Source organism: Mucilaginibacter aquariorum, assembly GCF_024498135.1.
GTDB classification, from domain to species: Bacteria; Bacteroidota; Bacteroidia; order Sphingobacteriales; family Sphingobacteriaceae; genus Mucilaginibacter; species Mucilaginibacter aquariorum.
In genome coordinates, this window is the sequence record NZ_JANHOH010000001.1 from 2,046,293 (window position 1) to 2,062,109 (window position 15,817).

Annotated in this window: 16 protein-coding genes; 3 read left to right on the forward strand and 13 right to left on the reverse strand. The window is 43.2% G+C overall.

Annotated features, from left to right (window positions below; all coding sequences use genetic code 11):
* Positions 1-115: 115 nt before the first annotated feature.
* Positions 116-643, reverse strand: coding sequence for an adenine phosphoribosyltransferase (locus NPE20_RS08855; RefSeq protein WP_256538254.1), 528 nt, complete (start codon positions 641-643; stop codon positions 116-118).
* A complete protein-coding gene (locus tag NPE20_RS08860; RefSeq protein ID WP_256538255.1) occupies positions 640-1,482 on the reverse strand; it encodes a ComEA family DNA-binding protein in 843 nt (280 codons plus the stop codon). The genes NPE20_RS08855 and NPE20_RS08860 overlap by 4 nt, the downstream gene beginning before the upstream one ends.
* Positions 1,483-1,546: 64 nt before the next feature.
* Between NPE20_RS08860 and NPE20_RS08865 the strand changes: the two genes are divergently transcribed.
* A complete protein-coding gene (locus tag NPE20_RS08865) occupies positions 1,547-3,301 on the forward strand; it encodes a bifunctional lysophospholipid acyltransferase family protein/GNAT family N-acetyltransferase (protein ID WP_256538256.1) in 1,755 nt (584 codons plus the stop codon).
* 263 nt (positions 3,302-3,564) lie between these two features.
* Here the strand turns inward: NPE20_RS08865 and NPE20_RS08870 are convergent, their stop codons facing one another.
* The 8 genes from NPE20_RS08870 to rpsT all read right to left on the reverse strand — a co-directional run bounded on the left by NPE20_RS08870 (position 3,565) and on the right by rpsT (position 10,950).
* On the reverse strand, positions 3,565-4,104 hold the full coding sequence (locus NPE20_RS08870; RefSeq protein WP_256538257.1) for an Mpo1 family 2-hydroxy fatty acid dioxygenase: 540 nt from the start codon (positions 4,102-4,104) through the stop codon (positions 3,565-3,567).
* A gap of 54 nt (positions 4,105-4,158) precedes the next feature.
* A complete protein-coding gene (gene rny / locus NPE20_RS08875) occupies positions 4,159-5,724 on the reverse strand; it encodes a ribonuclease Y (RefSeq protein WP_256538258.1) in 1,566 nt (521 codons plus the stop codon).
* Between the two features lie 224 nt (positions 5,725-5,948).
* Positions 5,949-6,242 (reverse strand): cell division protein ZapA, encoded by a 294-nt coding sequence (locus NPE20_RS08880; RefSeq protein WP_256538259.1) that lies wholly within the window; start codon positions 6,240-6,242, stop codon positions 5,949-5,951.
* Between the two features lie 21 nt (positions 6,243-6,263).
* Positions 6,264-6,554 (reverse strand): hypothetical protein, encoded by a 291-nt coding sequence (locus NPE20_RS08885; protein WP_256538260.1) that lies wholly within the window; start codon positions 6,552-6,554, stop codon positions 6,264-6,266.
* 103 nt (positions 6,555-6,657) lie between these two features.
* Positions 6,658-9,057, reverse strand: coding sequence for a phenylalanine--tRNA ligase subunit beta (pheT, locus tag NPE20_RS08890; protein ID WP_256538261.1), 2,400 nt, complete (start codon positions 9,055-9,057; stop codon positions 6,658-6,660).
* A 445-nt stretch (positions 9,058-9,502) separates the two neighbouring features.
* The gene (locus NPE20_RS08895) at positions 9,503-9,742 is read right to left on the reverse strand and encodes a hypothetical protein (protein WP_256538262.1); all 240 of its coding nucleotides are present in this window, start codon (positions 9,740-9,742) and stop codon (positions 9,503-9,505) included.
* 160 nt (positions 9,743-9,902) lie between these two features.
* Positions 9,903-10,601, reverse strand: coding sequence for a RadC family protein (gene radC, locus NPE20_RS08900; RefSeq protein ID WP_256538263.1), 699 nt, complete (start codon positions 10,599-10,601; stop codon positions 9,903-9,905).
* Positions 10,602-10,695: 94 nt separating this feature from the next.
* Positions 10,696-10,950, reverse strand: coding sequence for a 30S ribosomal protein S20 (gene rpsT, locus NPE20_RS08905; protein ID WP_256538264.1), 255 nt, complete (start codon positions 10,948-10,950; stop codon positions 10,696-10,698).
* A 925-nt stretch (positions 10,951-11,875) separates the two neighbouring features.
* On the opposite strand from rpsT, the gene NPE20_RS08910 reads away from it, so the two are divergent.
* Positions 11,876-12,643, forward strand: a complete 768-nt coding sequence (locus tag NPE20_RS08910; protein ID WP_256538265.1) for a class I SAM-dependent methyltransferase — start codon at positions 11,876-11,878, stop codon at positions 12,641-12,643.
* A 29-nt stretch (positions 12,644-12,672) separates the two neighbouring features.
* On the forward strand, positions 12,673-13,635 hold the full coding sequence (locus tag NPE20_RS08915) for a zinc dependent phospholipase C family protein (RefSeq protein WP_256538266.1): 963 nt from the start codon (positions 12,673-12,675) through the stop codon (positions 13,633-13,635).
* Between the two features lie 6 nt (positions 13,636-13,641).
* On the opposite strand, the gene NPE20_RS08920 is transcribed toward NPE20_RS08915, so the two are convergent.
* Genes NPE20_RS08920 through NPE20_RS08930 form a run of 3 tightly spaced genes read right to left on the reverse strand, consistent with a single transcriptional unit; the run spans position 13,642 to position 15,788 of the window.
* Entirely contained in the window at positions 13,642-14,310 is a 669-nt protein-coding gene (locus NPE20_RS08920; protein WP_256538267.1) for a DedA family protein, read from the reverse strand.
* Between the two features lie 48 nt (positions 14,311-14,358).
* Positions 14,359-15,108: a DUF4397 domain-containing protein gene (locus tag NPE20_RS08925; protein WP_256538268.1), complete on the reverse strand. Its 750-nt coding sequence runs from the start codon at positions 15,106-15,108 to the stop codon at positions 14,359-14,361.
* Complete coding sequence (locus NPE20_RS08930; RefSeq protein WP_256538269.1) at positions 15,108-15,788, reverse strand: DUF4397 domain-containing protein; 681 nt, start codon at positions 15,786-15,788, stop codon at positions 15,108-15,110. The genes NPE20_RS08925 and NPE20_RS08930 overlap by 1 nt, the downstream gene beginning before the upstream one ends.
* Positions 15,789-15,817: the final 29 nt, after the last annotated feature.

Consider the following 15,817-nt stretch of genomic DNA (forward strand, 5'->3'; position numbering starts at 1 on the left):
TCATCAGGAAATTTTTATAATCTAAAAACCCTCTAATTTGAGTAATTAGAGGGTTTTTGATATTTTAATCTGCCAAAAATATAAGGTAGAATATTAATGCGTATAATCTTAAAAATCAATAATCGGCAAGTACAATGATGTTATTGCTAATGGGTGATATTTTTTCCAGTCCGTTTAAAAAGCCAAGGCCTACCACAAAAGTAAAACCTGCCACATGGCCGCCCATATCCTGTATCAGTTCGCTGGTGGCGGTTACGGTACCTCCCGTTGCCAGTAAATCATCATGAATAAGGATACGATCGCCGGGACTAAAGGCATCGGTATGGATCTCTATTGTAGCTGTACCATATTCCAATTCGTAAACTTTCTGATTAACGGTATGGGGCAGCTTCCCCGCCTTACGCACCGGGATAAACGGCACGCCCAGTCTGGTGGCAAGTGTTAAGCCAAATAAAAAACCACGACTCTCTACCCCTGCTATGGCATCTATCTGCATACCCTGCAATTTTTCTATAAAGGCATCGGTAATTTTTGTACAAAGGATAGGGTCTTTTAGTATCGGGGTGATATCCTTAAAGATAATACCCGGTTTTGGAAAGTCATGTATATCGCGGATAGCGGTTTTAATTTGCTGCTCTATCATTTAAAAACTAAATAAGGCTCAATTTTACGCAAAATTCCATCATCTATAATGGCAATATTTCCTATATCGGCAATTGAGGCGTAATTGCCATGCTGTTTGCGATACTCAACAATGGCATTTACCTGTTTATAATCCAGATAAGGCATCAACCTTAGTTTATCAAAACTGATGGTGTTAACGTTGATTTTACGGATGCGGCTGGCATCTACTTTTACCTGGCCTTTTATTTCATCGTACTTCAATTCATCCAGCCCAAAAACTTCTTTCAATTGCTCTTTATATACAAAGCCACCCAACCTTTCGCGATAGTAAATAATGCGTTTGGCAAAGCCCGGGCCTATCCCCTCCACACTTGTAAGTTTTGCAGAATCTGCCGAGTTTAATTCTACTACCATATTAGTAGCAGCCTTTCCTTCCGGGATAACAATGAACGGAGCCAGACGGGCATAGTCAACTTTAGTAAGGCCATATATCTTTTGTAGATCATCCGCCTTACGGAACCTGCCGCCTTTTGTGGTATAGTTTTTAATGATAGCAGCCTGCTTCGCTGTCAACCCAAGCTTTTGCCAATCGGCTACAGATGAAGTATTGGGATTAAATTTGAAAAGTGCAACGCTTTGAAGTTTGCCACCGTCATTTAATTGATTTGCCTGCGGATTGGCCTTGTTCAATTGCGCCACAGCAGCATTAAACTCTGTAACGTTTATTGTATTATCTTTGTGAAACCTCTGATAAGCGTAGGGAGCAGCCAAAACCAGTGCTATTAATACAAGCAGCACTACCATGCCGTTCCATTCTTTTTTAGTAAGGGACATGTAATTTTTGAACTGCGTTTTCATTATCAACAGGCTAATAAGCCGTTAAATTAATAAATTTCGAGACTTTTACTGCGTTAAATACAGCATGAAAATAATAACCACCGAAGAGTTTGCCAAAGCCACCAAACTGGATAAGCTAAAAATGCCCGGATTGGCAGGCCTGTTGATGGAACTGATGAAGATAAACCAGGTGAACGATCTGTTTGCCCAGGCCCAGCCTAAACAAGGCCCGGAGTTTGTTGATGCTATTTTAAAAGGCTGTGGTATTGAAATCGATTTTGATGAACGTGAGCTAAAAAACATACCTAAAGAAGGCAGCTTTATAGCCATTGCCAATCACCCTTATGGTGGTATTGAGGGGATGGTGTTGCTAAAAATGCTTTGCATGGTTAGGCCGGATGCTAAGCTGATGGCCAACTTCCTGCTTAAAAAGATCCCTAACCTTAGCGATTACTTTATAGCTGTTAACCCCTTTGAGAACGTAGAACATTCATCCAGCATCAGCGGATTAAAAAACACGCTCGAATTACTGGCTAATGGCACCCCTATAGGCATTTTCCCTGCCGGCGAGGTATCTACCTTTAAACTGGAGAAAAAAGAAGTTACCGACAGGCTATGGCACCCGGTAGTGGGTAAGATCATCGCAAAATCTAAAGTACCGGTTGTACCTATATACTTCCACGGCAACAATGGCTTGCTGTTTAATTTATTGAGCCTAATACACCCCGCTTTGCGTACCGCGAAGTTACCATCCGAGTTATTTAATAAACAGGGCCAAACTATTAAGCTGCGTATAGGTAAACCGATAAAGATTGACGATATCCCCGATAATACCAACAGTACTAAAATTCTTAATTTCCTTCGTGCTAAAACTTATGCATTGGGTGCAGGTTTGGAGGAAGAGAAAAAGATATTTAACCCCCGCAATCTGTTCAAGATAAAAAGATTGCCCGAAGATATCGTACCCGAAACCCTTTCCGAAAAACTGGAAAAAGAGGTTATACCGCTTCGCGAAAGTTACAAGGTTTGGACAGAAAAAAACTACGAGGTATTTATCACACCAACTTCGCAGATCCCCTGCATCATTCGCGAGATAGGCCGTTTACGCGAGATAACTTTCAGGGATGTTGGGGAAGGCACTAACAAAGCTACCGACCTTGACGAATACGATATTTACTATCACCACCTGTTTATTTGGGATACCGATGCCAAAATGATAGTTGGCGCTTACCGTATTGGCCTGGGCGATGAGATCTTTTATGGCGTTGGTAAAAAGGGTTTTTACATTAACGAACTATTTAAGCTTAAAGAGCAGTTTACTCCCATATTAAAGAAAAGCCTGGAGCTTGGTCGTTCATGGATCCGTAAGGAATATCAGATGAAACCCCTGCCCCTGTTCCTGCTATGGAAAGGCATCCTGAAGTTTGTTATTGATAACCCCCGTTACCGTTATTTAATAGGTCCGGTAAGTATCAGTAATTCCTTCTCTCAGTTCTCCAAATCGCTTATTGTAGATTACATTAACCGCAACCATTTTGATCACGAGATGGCGCAGTATGTAAAGCCACGTAAGAAATTCAAGGTGAATTTGGAGAATATTGATACCGACCTGCTGCTATCTGGCGGGGATACGTTTAAAGGCCTCGATAACCTGATATCCGAAGTGGAAACGCATAACATGAAGGTGCCGGTATTGCTTCGTCAGTACCTTGCCCTTAACGCCCATATCATCAGCTTTAACATCGACCCTAAATTTGCCGATTGCCTTGATGGTTTCCTGGTTTTAGATCTGGAGAAAGTACCGCAGGATATTTTAGAGAAATTGGGTAAGAACCTATAACCGGGATTAAGCAGATTTTATTGATTAAGGGATATTGATGTGCGTTTTAACCTTGCGCCCGTCTGTGACGAGTGCAAGAGAAACTACATTATAGTCTATTTTGCCTGTGCCGGGTTTGGATCAAATGGTGACACTATTTCGCCAGTACCCAATTTTTTAAATGCCTTATTATCAGCTATTAACAAAATTCACAATGCGTTCACGGCTGTGAACGTGAACACTTGCGCCATTTACCAACGAATTATCATGGGTTAGCAAAAACCCTAATACCTCAACCCAAACCTTTTTGTAAGCGAGTACAGCACCCATAGCGGGGTTATATGCAACAGCTTGGTATCATCGTTAAATGAGTCTTCTTTACCTTCTATTTTACCGCCTATGAACTGGCCTGCCAGACCGGCAAAAAGCACAGCCACGCTTACCATTGCCAATGGCGGGCCACCTGCTTTTTCATAAAGCTCCAGCTGCATTACGCCATAGCTTAAGCCAAACAGCAAAAACAGCGCGAAGTAAGATAACAATGGCGATAACTTTAAGTAGTAATACATAGCAAAAGCAATTACAAACGATGCCCAGTTAAAGTAGCCGTTATACTTACCAATAAAGCTGATGTGCGGAAAAGGCAGCGCCCATGCCATACCTAACAAACCCAAAACCATCAACGGAACAAAAAACCAATGCAGTAACCTGTTGGTTGGGTTTTGATGGCTGGCATCTAAACGATTAAAGTAAACGTCTATCTTGCGTTGCCCCGGCTTGTTTGCCGGTGTGGTTTTGACGATTGGTTGATGTTGCTTACCCATTGTAAAATAAAAAAGCCCCCTCTGTTATAGAGAGGGCTTGTGTAAAGCTGTTAATTATTTAGCAAACGCTACCGAACGGGTTTCCCTGATAACGGTAACTTTTATCTGACCCGGATAGGTCATTTCTGTTTGTATACGGTTTGATATATCTGCCGCCAGTATTTCTGATTGCGCATCTGATATCTTTTCGCTTTCTACAACAACACGCAATTCGCGGCCTGCCTGTATAGCGAATGTTTTTTCGACACCAGGATACGATAAAGCAAGCTCCTCAAGCTCTTTTAATCGCTTGATGTAACTTTCTACCACCTCGCGGCGTGCACCCGGCCTTGCGCCCGATATAGCGTCACACACCTGTATAATCGGCGATAGCATTGATGTCATTTCCACTTCATCGTGGTGGGCACCTATGGCATTACATACTTCGGGGTGTTCCTTATATTTTTCGGCAAGCTGCATACCCAAAATAGCGTGTGGCAGTTCGGGGTTATCATCAGGCACTTTACCAATATCGTGCAGTAAGCCTGCGCGTTTAGCCAGTTTTACGTTTAAGCCTAACTCTGCTGCCATGGTAGCACAGAAGTTGGCTACCTCGCGCGAGTGTTGCAACAGGTTTTGCCCGTACGATGAACGGTAACGCATACGGCCCACCATCCTTATCAGTTCGGGGTGCAAACCAGTGATACCTAAATCAATTACGGTACGCTCACCTATCTCAACAATTTCTTCTTCTATTTGCTTTTTGGTTTTGGCGACAACCTCCTCGATACGTGCCGGGTGTATGCGTCCGTCCGTTACCAAGCGGTGCATAGCCAAACGGGCGATCTCTCTACGAACAGGGTCGAAACCTGAAAGGATAATTGCCTCAGGGGTATCATCAACAATAATTTCGATACCGGTTGCTGCTTCCAGCGCACGGATGTTACGCCCTTCGCGACCAATGATACGGCCTTTTATCTCATCATTCTCGATGTTAAAGATAGATACCGTATTCTCGATAGCGCTCTCGGTAGCGGTACGTTGTATGGTTTGGATAACTATTTTCTTAGCCTCTTTGGTAGCAGTTAGCTTGGCTTCGTCAATAATATCTTTTATTTGCGCCATTGCCTTGCTGCGTGCTTCTTCGCGTAAGTTATCTACCAGTTGGTTTTTGGCATCTTCGGCGCTTAGGCCTGCAATGGTTTCTAACTGCGCAACGTGCTGGTTCTTTAAATGCTCAACCTCTTCCTGTTTCTTAACAAGAATATCGGTTTGGGTTTCCAGTTTTTTACGCGCGTTATCCAGTTCAGCTTCCTTACGGTTCATGTTCTCCAGCTTCTGGTTAAAAGATTGCTCTTTTTGTTTGATGCCGTTCTCGCGCTGGTTTAATACGTTGTTTTTAGCATTTACTTCCTGCTCATGCTCGGCTTTCATCTGCAAAAACTTCTCTTTTGCTTCCAGCTGCCTGTTCTTTTTTAATATTTCGGCGTTGTTCTCTGCATCCTTTAATATCTTCTTTACTTTATTTTGTGCCGATACTTCCTGATCTTTAAAGAGCTTACGTAGCAGGAAACGCCCTATGACTATTCCCGTCGGGACGCCCATAAGCACCCCGATAATAATGTATAATATACTGTTCATTGGTTATTTAGGTTATATAATAAAAAAACCGCAACTAAACTTCTAAGTGTCATGTATTGTTAAAACTTCTTGCCGGATGGAGTGGATCACGGGTTACCGTTAAATCACGATCAACGCATGCCTCTTTGTAATCCGAAGATATTGAAGCGTTAAGTTTTTAATAGTGAAACTTAAAATTTAACTGCGGTTAAATCTTAAAATGCTCTGTTATATGTATAAGAACGTTATTGTTTCGAAAAAAAATCTGACAGTAAATGATCTAACTGATAAACCTTTTCGGCTACTTCGGTATCATCCGTAGTAACTTTCTTATCCGCCTTTAATGACGATGTTGCATAATGCAGCACACACATCGAAAGCAAATCTTGTTTATCCCTAACCGCGTAATTTTCCTGGTATTCTTTTATACGGTCATTGATCAGCTTAGCTGCCCTTCTTATTATTTCCTCTTCTTCCATGTTTACCTTCAACGGGTAAACTCTGTCAGCAATATTTATTTTTATTGAGATTTCTCCCATTGAGCTGTTCACTTTTTCGCATTACTTTTTAAGCAATACAATGCACTTATCTATTTCTTGCACAAAGTCGTTAATTTTTTGCTTAATGTCAACACTTTTTTCATTTGTTTCTGAAAACGACTTTGCAAGCTTCAATACACGAAGCTTTTCTTCCAGGTCTTTTGTCTTGTTTGTACTGGCATTTAGGGCCACATTTAATGCCTCACTTTCCAGCTTCAGCAAATCATTTTCTTCCTGCAACGCAGCACAAAGCTCAATTAACCGCTCTGTTTTTTCTACAACTTTATTTAATTGTTCTGCTACTGAGGCCATTTTTTATTTAGTGATTTATTGAATTAGTGATTTAGTTATTTTTTTGCTTATTGATCAAAAATCCCTTCTCAATCAATAATTCAGTCATTCATTAAATCAATAATTATTTACGGATCTCCGCTCCTGCTTCTTTGCCTAAATTATAAATTAATTTTTGCATCAGGGCATCAATCGCTTTATCGGTTAAAGTTTTCTCGGTGTCTTGCAGGGTAAAGCTCAGCGCGTACGATTTTTTACCCTCGGGCAGTTTATCGCCCTGGTAAACATCAAATACATTCACCTCTTTCAGCAGTTTTTTGTCCGTCCGTCCGGCTACCTGCTTCAACTGTCCAAAGGTTACGGTTTTATCTACCAGCATGCTCAAATCCCTGCGCACCGCCGGGAACTTTGATACTTCCTGATAAACTATCACGTTTTTACGTACCGCTGCCAGTATCAGGTCGAAATTAAAGTCGGCGTAAAATACTTCCTTATCCACATCAACCTTTTTGGCTGTTGCTGCACCTACCGGCCCAAATTTAACCAGTTGCTTACCGTTTAGCATGTACTGCAAGCCAAAAGCAAGTTTGCTGCAGGTAGCATCTTCGGTTACAAAATCGGTTATTTTAAGGCGTTTTAAAATGCCATCAACAATAGCTTTTATATTATAGAATGTTACCGGCTTCTGCTTTTGGTTCCATTGCTCGGCAGTATTGGCACCGGTTATAAATACGCTGAAACGCTGTGTTTCGATGTATTTATCATCCTTAATGCTGTATACCTTACCAAATTCGTAAAATTTAAGATCGGCGCTGCGGCGGTTTTGGTTATAGGCAATGGCCTCTAAACCCGAGTATAAAAGGGTTTGGCGCATGGCATCCAGATCGCTGCTTAGGGGGTTCACTATCTTTACGGCAGCATCGGGGTTATCCGAGTAACTTAGTTTGGTAAGCGAGTTGGCCAGCATCTCGTTAAAGCCGTTTGCGCTAAGCAGGTCGGCAATTACGTTTTGCACGGTATCTTTCTCCGGCCTTACCGAGTTATTTAACGATGCCCTTATTTGTGTAGGGATCTCGATATTGTTGTAACCGTAAATACGCAGTATCTCTTCTACCACATCCACATCGCGCGTTACATCTACACGGTATGGGGGCACTTTAAGGGATAGGCCTTCGGCAGTTTCGTTAACTATCTGGATATCTAAAGCGGTAATAATGCTTTTGATGGTATCGTTGCCAATGGCTTTACCTATCAGCCTGTCGATAGTGTTGTAGGTGATCTCTACCTCGAATGGTGCTACCGGCGCAGGGTAATGGTCAAATATATCCGACGTTACCTTGCCACCCGCTACCTGCTGTATCAGCAAGGCTGCACGTTTAAGGGCAAATACGGTCATATCAGGGTCGGTACCACGCTCAAAACGGAACGATGCATCGGTCTTCAACCCAAACCTTTTTGAGGTTTTGCGTACCGATACGGCGTTAAAATAAGCGCTCTCTAAAAAGATGCTTGTAGTAGTTTCGCTTACGCCCGATTTTGCACCGCCAAACACACCGGCAATACACATGGCCTCGTTGGCATTGCATATCATCAGGTCGTCGGCACTTAGGGTGCGTTCTACATCATCAAGCGTTTTAAATACGGTGCCTTCGGCTACGTTTTTTACAATAACCTTGTTACCGGTAATGGCAGCGGCATCAAAGGCATGCAGGGGCTGCCCAAGCTCGTGCAGTACGTAGTTGGTAACATCAACAATGTTGTTAATGCTGCGCACACCTATCACTGCCAAACGCTCTTTTAACCACGCAGGCGATTCGCCAACCTTTATACCCGATATAGTTAAACCGCTATACCTTGGGGCGGCAGTTTCGTTCTCTACCACTACCTGTATAGGGCTATCGTTGCTATCTACTTTAAATGCGCTCACATCGGGCTTTTTGATGCCCAGTTTAAGGAAAGCGGCAATATCACGCGCCGTACCTAAGTGCGATGCAGCATCGGCACGGTTTGGTGTAAGGCCAATTTCGTACATGTAATCGTCGTTCAGCTTAAAATGGTCTTTAGCCAGTGTACCAACAGCGGTATCGGCATCAAGCACCATAATACCATCATGGTCGTGGCCAAGGCCTATCTCATCTTCGGCGCATATCATCCCTTCGGATATCTCTCCGCGGATCTTTGATTTTTTTATACTGAATGGTTCGCCTACGGTGGGATATATGGTTGTGCCAACGGTTGCCACTACTACTTTTTGTCCGGCTGCCACATTATGTGCACCACAAACAATCTGCAGGTCCTCGCCAAGGCCCACATCTACGCGGGTAACATGCAGGTGATCTGAGTTGGAGTGTGCTACGCTTTCTTTAACATGGCCAATAACCAGGCCTTCTAAACCGCCCGGTATGGCTTGCACCCGCTCAAGGCTCTCCACCTCTAAGCCGGTACCTGTAAGTATGGTAGATAATTCCGCAGGGGTTTTATCCGTATCAATAAATTCTTTAAGCCAATTATAAGATATCTTCATTATAGGAGAATGATAATCGGCAAAGATAGGATTTGTTTTTATTTCAGATTTAATAAATATGTCATTGTAAACGATACAGCATTCCTTTAGTTAGTTCTTCGTTAGGAATGGCAGTTCTAAGTTGAATGGCCTGTGGATGTTCATTTCTTTTTTGTCGCAAAAAAGAAACGAACCAAAGAAAAAACACGCGACTGTGCCTTGTCGCTTAAGGTTACTGCTAAAGCAATGCCTGTGACACCCGCAACAAGCCAATGCCGCATCAGAAAGGTAACGTTCCGTTTGTCAAACCCGGGCATCGGCATAACCGCATCCATCCGGTTGTCCGTCCGCTTTACCGACCGGAAAGTTAGAACAGGGCGGACAAATTACCTGCCTTGAACTTGTCCGCCACCTTCTGTCCCCAATGTCCGCCTCCTAAACGGACGGACAAAAAACCGTCGTTTAATTATTCATCATCGCCACTACTGTAATCATCATCATCCAGGTTAAGGGTGTATGATGGTTCTGCGGCATCGTAAGCCTGTTGTGCCTGGCTGCTTTCGTCGGTTTCGCCAATATCATTATTAGTTTCATCGAAGCCGTTACCGTGTACATCCTGCTGGCTCATTTGGTCTTCATTCTCAGTCTGGCTCAACTGATCGTCTTGCTGTAATGCGTCATCCTGATCTTCGGGTGGAGTTATCATAGTTTGAGGTATTTAGTGTGTACAAATACAACAGCACATAGGGATTCTTGTTTGAAAGGTTTTGATTTCTCGCAAAGACGCTAAGAATTTAGAACGAGGGAGCGAAACGGACGGACAGAACGATGAGCTAAAATGCGGCATAGCGTAACACACGGATGGGCTACAGCAACCCTTCATCCCCAAAGCTAAAATACCCGCTGTCGGTAATAATGAGGTGATCCAGCACATTTATATCCAGCATACGGCCTGCATCAGCTATCTTTTTGGTAAGCACCAGATCTTCGCGGCTTGGCTTTAAATTACCCGATGGGTGGTTATGCACCATAATAATGGCGCTTGCCTGGTGCTGCAACGCCATGTGGAAAATTATCTTCGGGTCGGCAACGGTACCGCTTAAACCGCCTTTGCTCACCAGCTCTTTAGCCAATACTTTGCTTGATCGGCCTATCAGCATAATCCAAAATTCCTCGTGGTTCAAATCCATTAGGTGGCGGCGCATAATGTTGTACCCATCGCGGCTGCTCTTCACCTCATCCTGTACTTTTATCTCCGTATCGCCCCTTCTGCGGCCTATCTCCAGGGCGGCAATAATGGATATGGCCTTAGCCTCGCCAATGCCTTTAAACTGGCTTAGCTCGCTTATACCGGCTTTACCTAGCTTGTTTAGGTCGTTATCATAATAGTGCAATATGCGCTTGCTTAGCTCAACAGCGCTTTCGTCACGACTGCCGCTGCCTATCAGTATGGCAATCAATTCGGCATCGGTAAGGGCCCGGCGGCCCTGCCCGCTTAGCTTTTCGCGTGGGCGGTCTTCTTCGGCCCAGGCTTTAATGCTTATTTTATTGGAGTAGTTTGCCACTGCACAGGTTTATGCACCTAAAGTAGAAAATATAAGGCAATAAAAAAGGGATAATGCGCGTGCACTATCCCTTTTAATATCGGTAATTAAGCTATTAGCTTAAAGTATTTACAAATTTAGTAAGCTTTGATTTATTGTTCGAAGCTTTGTTTTTGTGAATAACGTTCTTTTTAGCCAAACGATCTAACATTGAAATCACTTTAGACAATAAAGGTGTAGCATCAGCTTTAGTAGTAACGCCTCTTAATTTCTTAATTGCATTTCTGGTAGTTTTTGCCTGATACCTGTTACGCAGACGCTTCGCAGCGTTTGACCTGATTCTTTTTAGGGATGATTTATGATTTGCCATCGTATAGCTTTGTTATTCTTTTCTTTATTTTGAGGTTGCAAATATAGGCACACATTTTTTAATATGCAAGCCCATTTATGTTATTTTTTGATTGTGGATAAATATTCAGGGCGTTCATTAGTTTAATGGTTCATTAGTTCGGTAGTTCATTAGTTTAATAGTTCATTAGTTTATTAGTGGATTGTCCGTTTTGTCGCAATGTGTCTGTAGTGGGGAACGGACGGACAGGGTATTGGTTCAGTGGTTCATTAGTTTATTGGTGGGTTGTCCGTTTTGTCGTAATGTATCGGTAGTGGGGAACGGACGGACAGGGTATTTATCATTGGGGCGTTGCCTTCGGCCGGGCTATCCGTTCATACTGCACAGGCATTATCCACGGGGCCGGTACCCGCTCCTATCCCTAACGCAGAGTTTTTTTCTCCCTGTCGGCAAAACAGCTTCGGGCGAAAGCGGGTAGAACGATGGTGGCCTTGTGCGGCTGCAAGGGCATAGGAAATTTTGCTGAAGCGATGGCAATGAGCGAACGCAGTGGGGCAAAAGATTCCAGCCCGTGGTTCTGTCCGATTTGCAGGGCAAAGGCCATGTGCGGCAAAGAAGCCTTTTTGCCGACTTGATCTTTTGCTTCTTTTCTATCAAGAGAAAAGAAGGAGCCTCCGCGGCGGTGAGCGGGCCAATTAAATAGTCACACACTAAACATGAGAGATGCCGAAATAATGACGGCTTTGTTAAATACCCGTTCCGTTGGCTAAAGCCAACGGCAATGAATTTACTTTTCCAATCATTGCCGTCCCATTTATCGGGCGCATAACCAGCCTGCGTCTTTGGCTTTAACCACAACCCTACTGTCCGCTCCCGTCCGCAACATCCGCACACCCTAACGGACGGACACACAAAATAACCTCCTATAAACCTGCGTTTAATTTACATGATTACCAACAACACCACCCGCTTTAGCAACCGGGTAAACGATTACGTAAAATACAGGCCCGGCTACCCCACTCAAATTATCGATTTTTTACAGCAGCAATTTAACCTTAGCACCGATAAGCTTATTGCCGATATTGGTGCAGGCACGGGCATATCAACCGCTTTGTTCCTTGATGCCGGTTACCGGGTAATTGCCGTAGAACCTAACGAGCCTATGCGCGAAAAATCAATTGAACTGCTGGGTAACTGGCCGGGCTTTAAAGCCCAAAACGGCACTTCCGAAGATACCAGGCTGCCCACCGCCGGCATAGATGCTGTTATTGCCGGGCAGGCCTTCCATTGGTTTGATGCCCAAAAAACGAGGACCGAGTTTGAGCGCATCCTTAAACCGGGTGGTATCATCGCCCTGATATGGAACGAACGCAGAACCGGCTCCCCTTTTGAAAAGGAGTACGATCAGCTCATTATCAAACATGGTAAAGATTATGTACAGGTAGATCACCGTAATATCGATGCCGAACATATCGCGGCATTTTTTACCCCGCAGCCCTATCAGCTCAAAACCTTTTATAACGAGCAGATATTTGATTTTGATGGCCTTAAAGGGCGCTTATCCTCATCATCGTACATGCCCACTAACCAGGATGAAGGCTACCAACCTATGATAAACGATCTTAAACTATTATTTGACAAGTATCAGCATAACAATACCATCACCATACAATACGATACCAATGTTTATGTGGGGCAGGTTAATATTGCCTGATATCCTGAATATTTGAGCATATTTACCCTATGAAACGGTGCCTAGCCTTAGTTTTATCGGGTTTATTTGTTGTTACGCTTTGCACCTCATGGGGGTTCTTCGCGCATTACCGCATAAACAGACTGGCGGTTTTTACGCTGCCTAAGGGCATGGCAGGTTTTTACAGGGCCAACATCCGCTTCATAACCGAACACGCCGTAAGCGCCGATAAAAAGCGCTATGTAGACAGCACCGAAGCACCCCACCATTTCTTCGACGCCGACCACTACGGCAAGCACCCCTTTAGGGATATGCCCCAACGCTGGGTAGATGCCGCGGCAAAGTATTCTTCAGATACCCTGAACAAGTACGGAACAGTGCCCTGGGCCATACAATCTAACTACTACTGGCTGGTAAAAGCCTTTAAGGCGAGGGATACAACAGCTATCCTGATAGCATCAGCTAACTTGGCCCATTATATATCTGATGCGTATACACCACTGCATTTGACCGAGAATTACGACGGGCAGCTCACTAACCAAACCGGCATCCACTCGCTTTGGGAAAGCCGCCTGCCCGAGCTTTTTAGCAACAGTTACAACTATTATGTAAGCAGGGCCCGCTATGTTAATAATCCACTGGCAGAAGCCTTTAAAATAAGCCGCAACTCGTTTAAATGTGTAGATACCGTATTGCGAGTAGAGCGGATATTGAACAGATCATTCCCGGCTGCACAAAAGTATGCTATAGAGCAACGCGGCAACCGCAAGGTAAAGGTTTACTCGATAGCCTATAGCCGGGCCTACCACAAACTGCTGAGAGGCATGGTGCAAAGGCAAATGCGTGCATCCATCCTCAGTGTAGGCAGCTTCTGGTTTTCGGCATGGGTTGATGCAGGCCAACCAGATCTGGATAAACTGATCAAAACCCCGCTTACACTTGAACAAAAGCAACGCATCAACAAAGAAGAGGCTTTGTATAAAGCAGGTAAAGTATCAGTTTTAAATAACTAACTGTGATTAATTACTTGTGTTAACAGGCCCCTTCTTTTTGCTTAATTTATTTTTCGCAACCGCAAATATGGGTGGTAATATCGATACCAATATAATAATGATGGCAACCAGCGAGAAGTTGTTTTTAAAGAATGGTACATTACCAAACAGGTAGCCGCCATAAAGGAATATTACTATCCACGATACTCCGCCTACAATATTATAGATGCTATAACGGGTAAACGGCATATGCCCTACTCCTGCCACAAAAGGGGCTATCGTGCGTATAATGGGTACAAACCTGCTAAATATAACGGCCTTGCCACCATGCTTATCAAAAAAGGCTTTGGTTTGCAGGTAATAGCTTAGCTTAAGTATCTTATTTTCTTCCTTAAATACCCTTGCCCCTAAAAACTTACCTAACATATAATTTACCGTATTCCCGGTAAAGGCTGCTATCAGCAGTATAACGCATAACAGGTTTACGTCAAGGCCAGATTTACCCCCGGCTATTAATGCCCCCGCAGCAAACAACAACGAATCGCCGGGCAGGAATGGGGTTACCACAAACCCGGTTTCGGCAAAAATGATAATGAAGAGTATCAGGTAGGTCCAGCTTTGGTATTCGCTGGTTATCTGCACCAAATGCTTATCAATGTGTAAAATAAAGTCGATGAGGCTGTGTATTAATTCCAAGGCTTTTAAATTTTAGCAAAAATAGAAAGATAAAACAGATACCCAACCTTAATATTTTGTACCCGGTGGTAAAGAGTTTAATAAAATATTGGCACTATACTTAGCGCTGTCGGCTGTGTTGGGTAAACCATAAAAGTATACGGTATAAAGCTTACCATCAAGCACAGTATAGTTTGGAATACTGGCCAATACTGTTGATGGGGCATTGGTGGCGGTAATATTTAGGTTATAGCTGCCGGCTGTTACCTCAACAAAATTTGTTATACCCTTATAAGCTATATTTTTGAAGGCAACGCTATCATTAGCTGTTAAACTTAACTTTATAGTACCCGGCGATGTATTTACGAACCTTATTTTACCGCGGCCATTAGCCGGGACACTTCCGGTATCTACGGTTAAAACAGAAGCAAGGGTACTATCTACCCTGCTACCGGTAACAAACCAGGTATATGGTATATTAGGTTTTAACGAACCCGGTAAGGTTAACAGGTTAGTAGGGTTTTCGCCATTTACGGTTTGGGCGGGCCGTATTTGCAGGGGGGTATCAATACTATTTATTAAAAAATACCCCGAAGCATTTGGGTAATAATAAGCATTTGTACCTTGCGGTATATAAAGTGCGTATAACTTAAAGGGCTGTATATCCGGGCTTAAATTTACTATTTGCAGCCTTGCGTTTAAACCACTACTGGCACTTACCCCGGTCTTACCACACGAGGCAAGCATAGGTATAACCATAACCCCCGTTATAAACAAACACAAGCCCAGTAATATGTTGCTTTTATTGTTCTTAGCCATTACTTATTAATAATTAAACCGGTACCAGATGTTGTGCTGGCCGTGGCGGTTAATGCCGCTTTGGTAAACAATGTATATACCCTGTTTGTCTGCAAAATTCGCATTTCATCACTTAATACCACATCGGTACCTGCTTTATAGACACGTATACGTTTTACACCCGCATTAAGCGGTAAAAATACCGATACTGATTTAAAAACCCTTGATCTGAACACTGTGGTATCACCTTCGCCCACCCGCACATCTACATCACCAAGGTTTGGCGATGTATGCACAAAGCGTATTGAGGTAGTATCAGATAAGTTATCTTTATCTAATGTATCAATGGTAGTTATAGTATTTTCGGCAGTATTATCGGTCATAAATACCGAATATATTTTAGCGGTATCTAAAGACAAAGGCAAATTAAACAAAACAGTGGCGTTGCCATCTTTTTTAACCTGGTAGTTTTGTTCGCCAAATGTGGTAGATAAATACCCGGTTGCACCAAGCGGATACGAGGCAGATGTAGTATTTAACCGGCTACCATTCACATAATAATTGAGGGTATCGGTTGTGGCGTTTATAAAATTAACATTAGTAGTTAATGTAGTTATTGCCGTGTCATCCCCCTTTTTGCAGGATACTATTCCTAAAAACCCTATTAAAGCAATAAAAACTGTTATCTTAAATTTCATCATGTATCAGCAGATGCTATATAACTCAATTA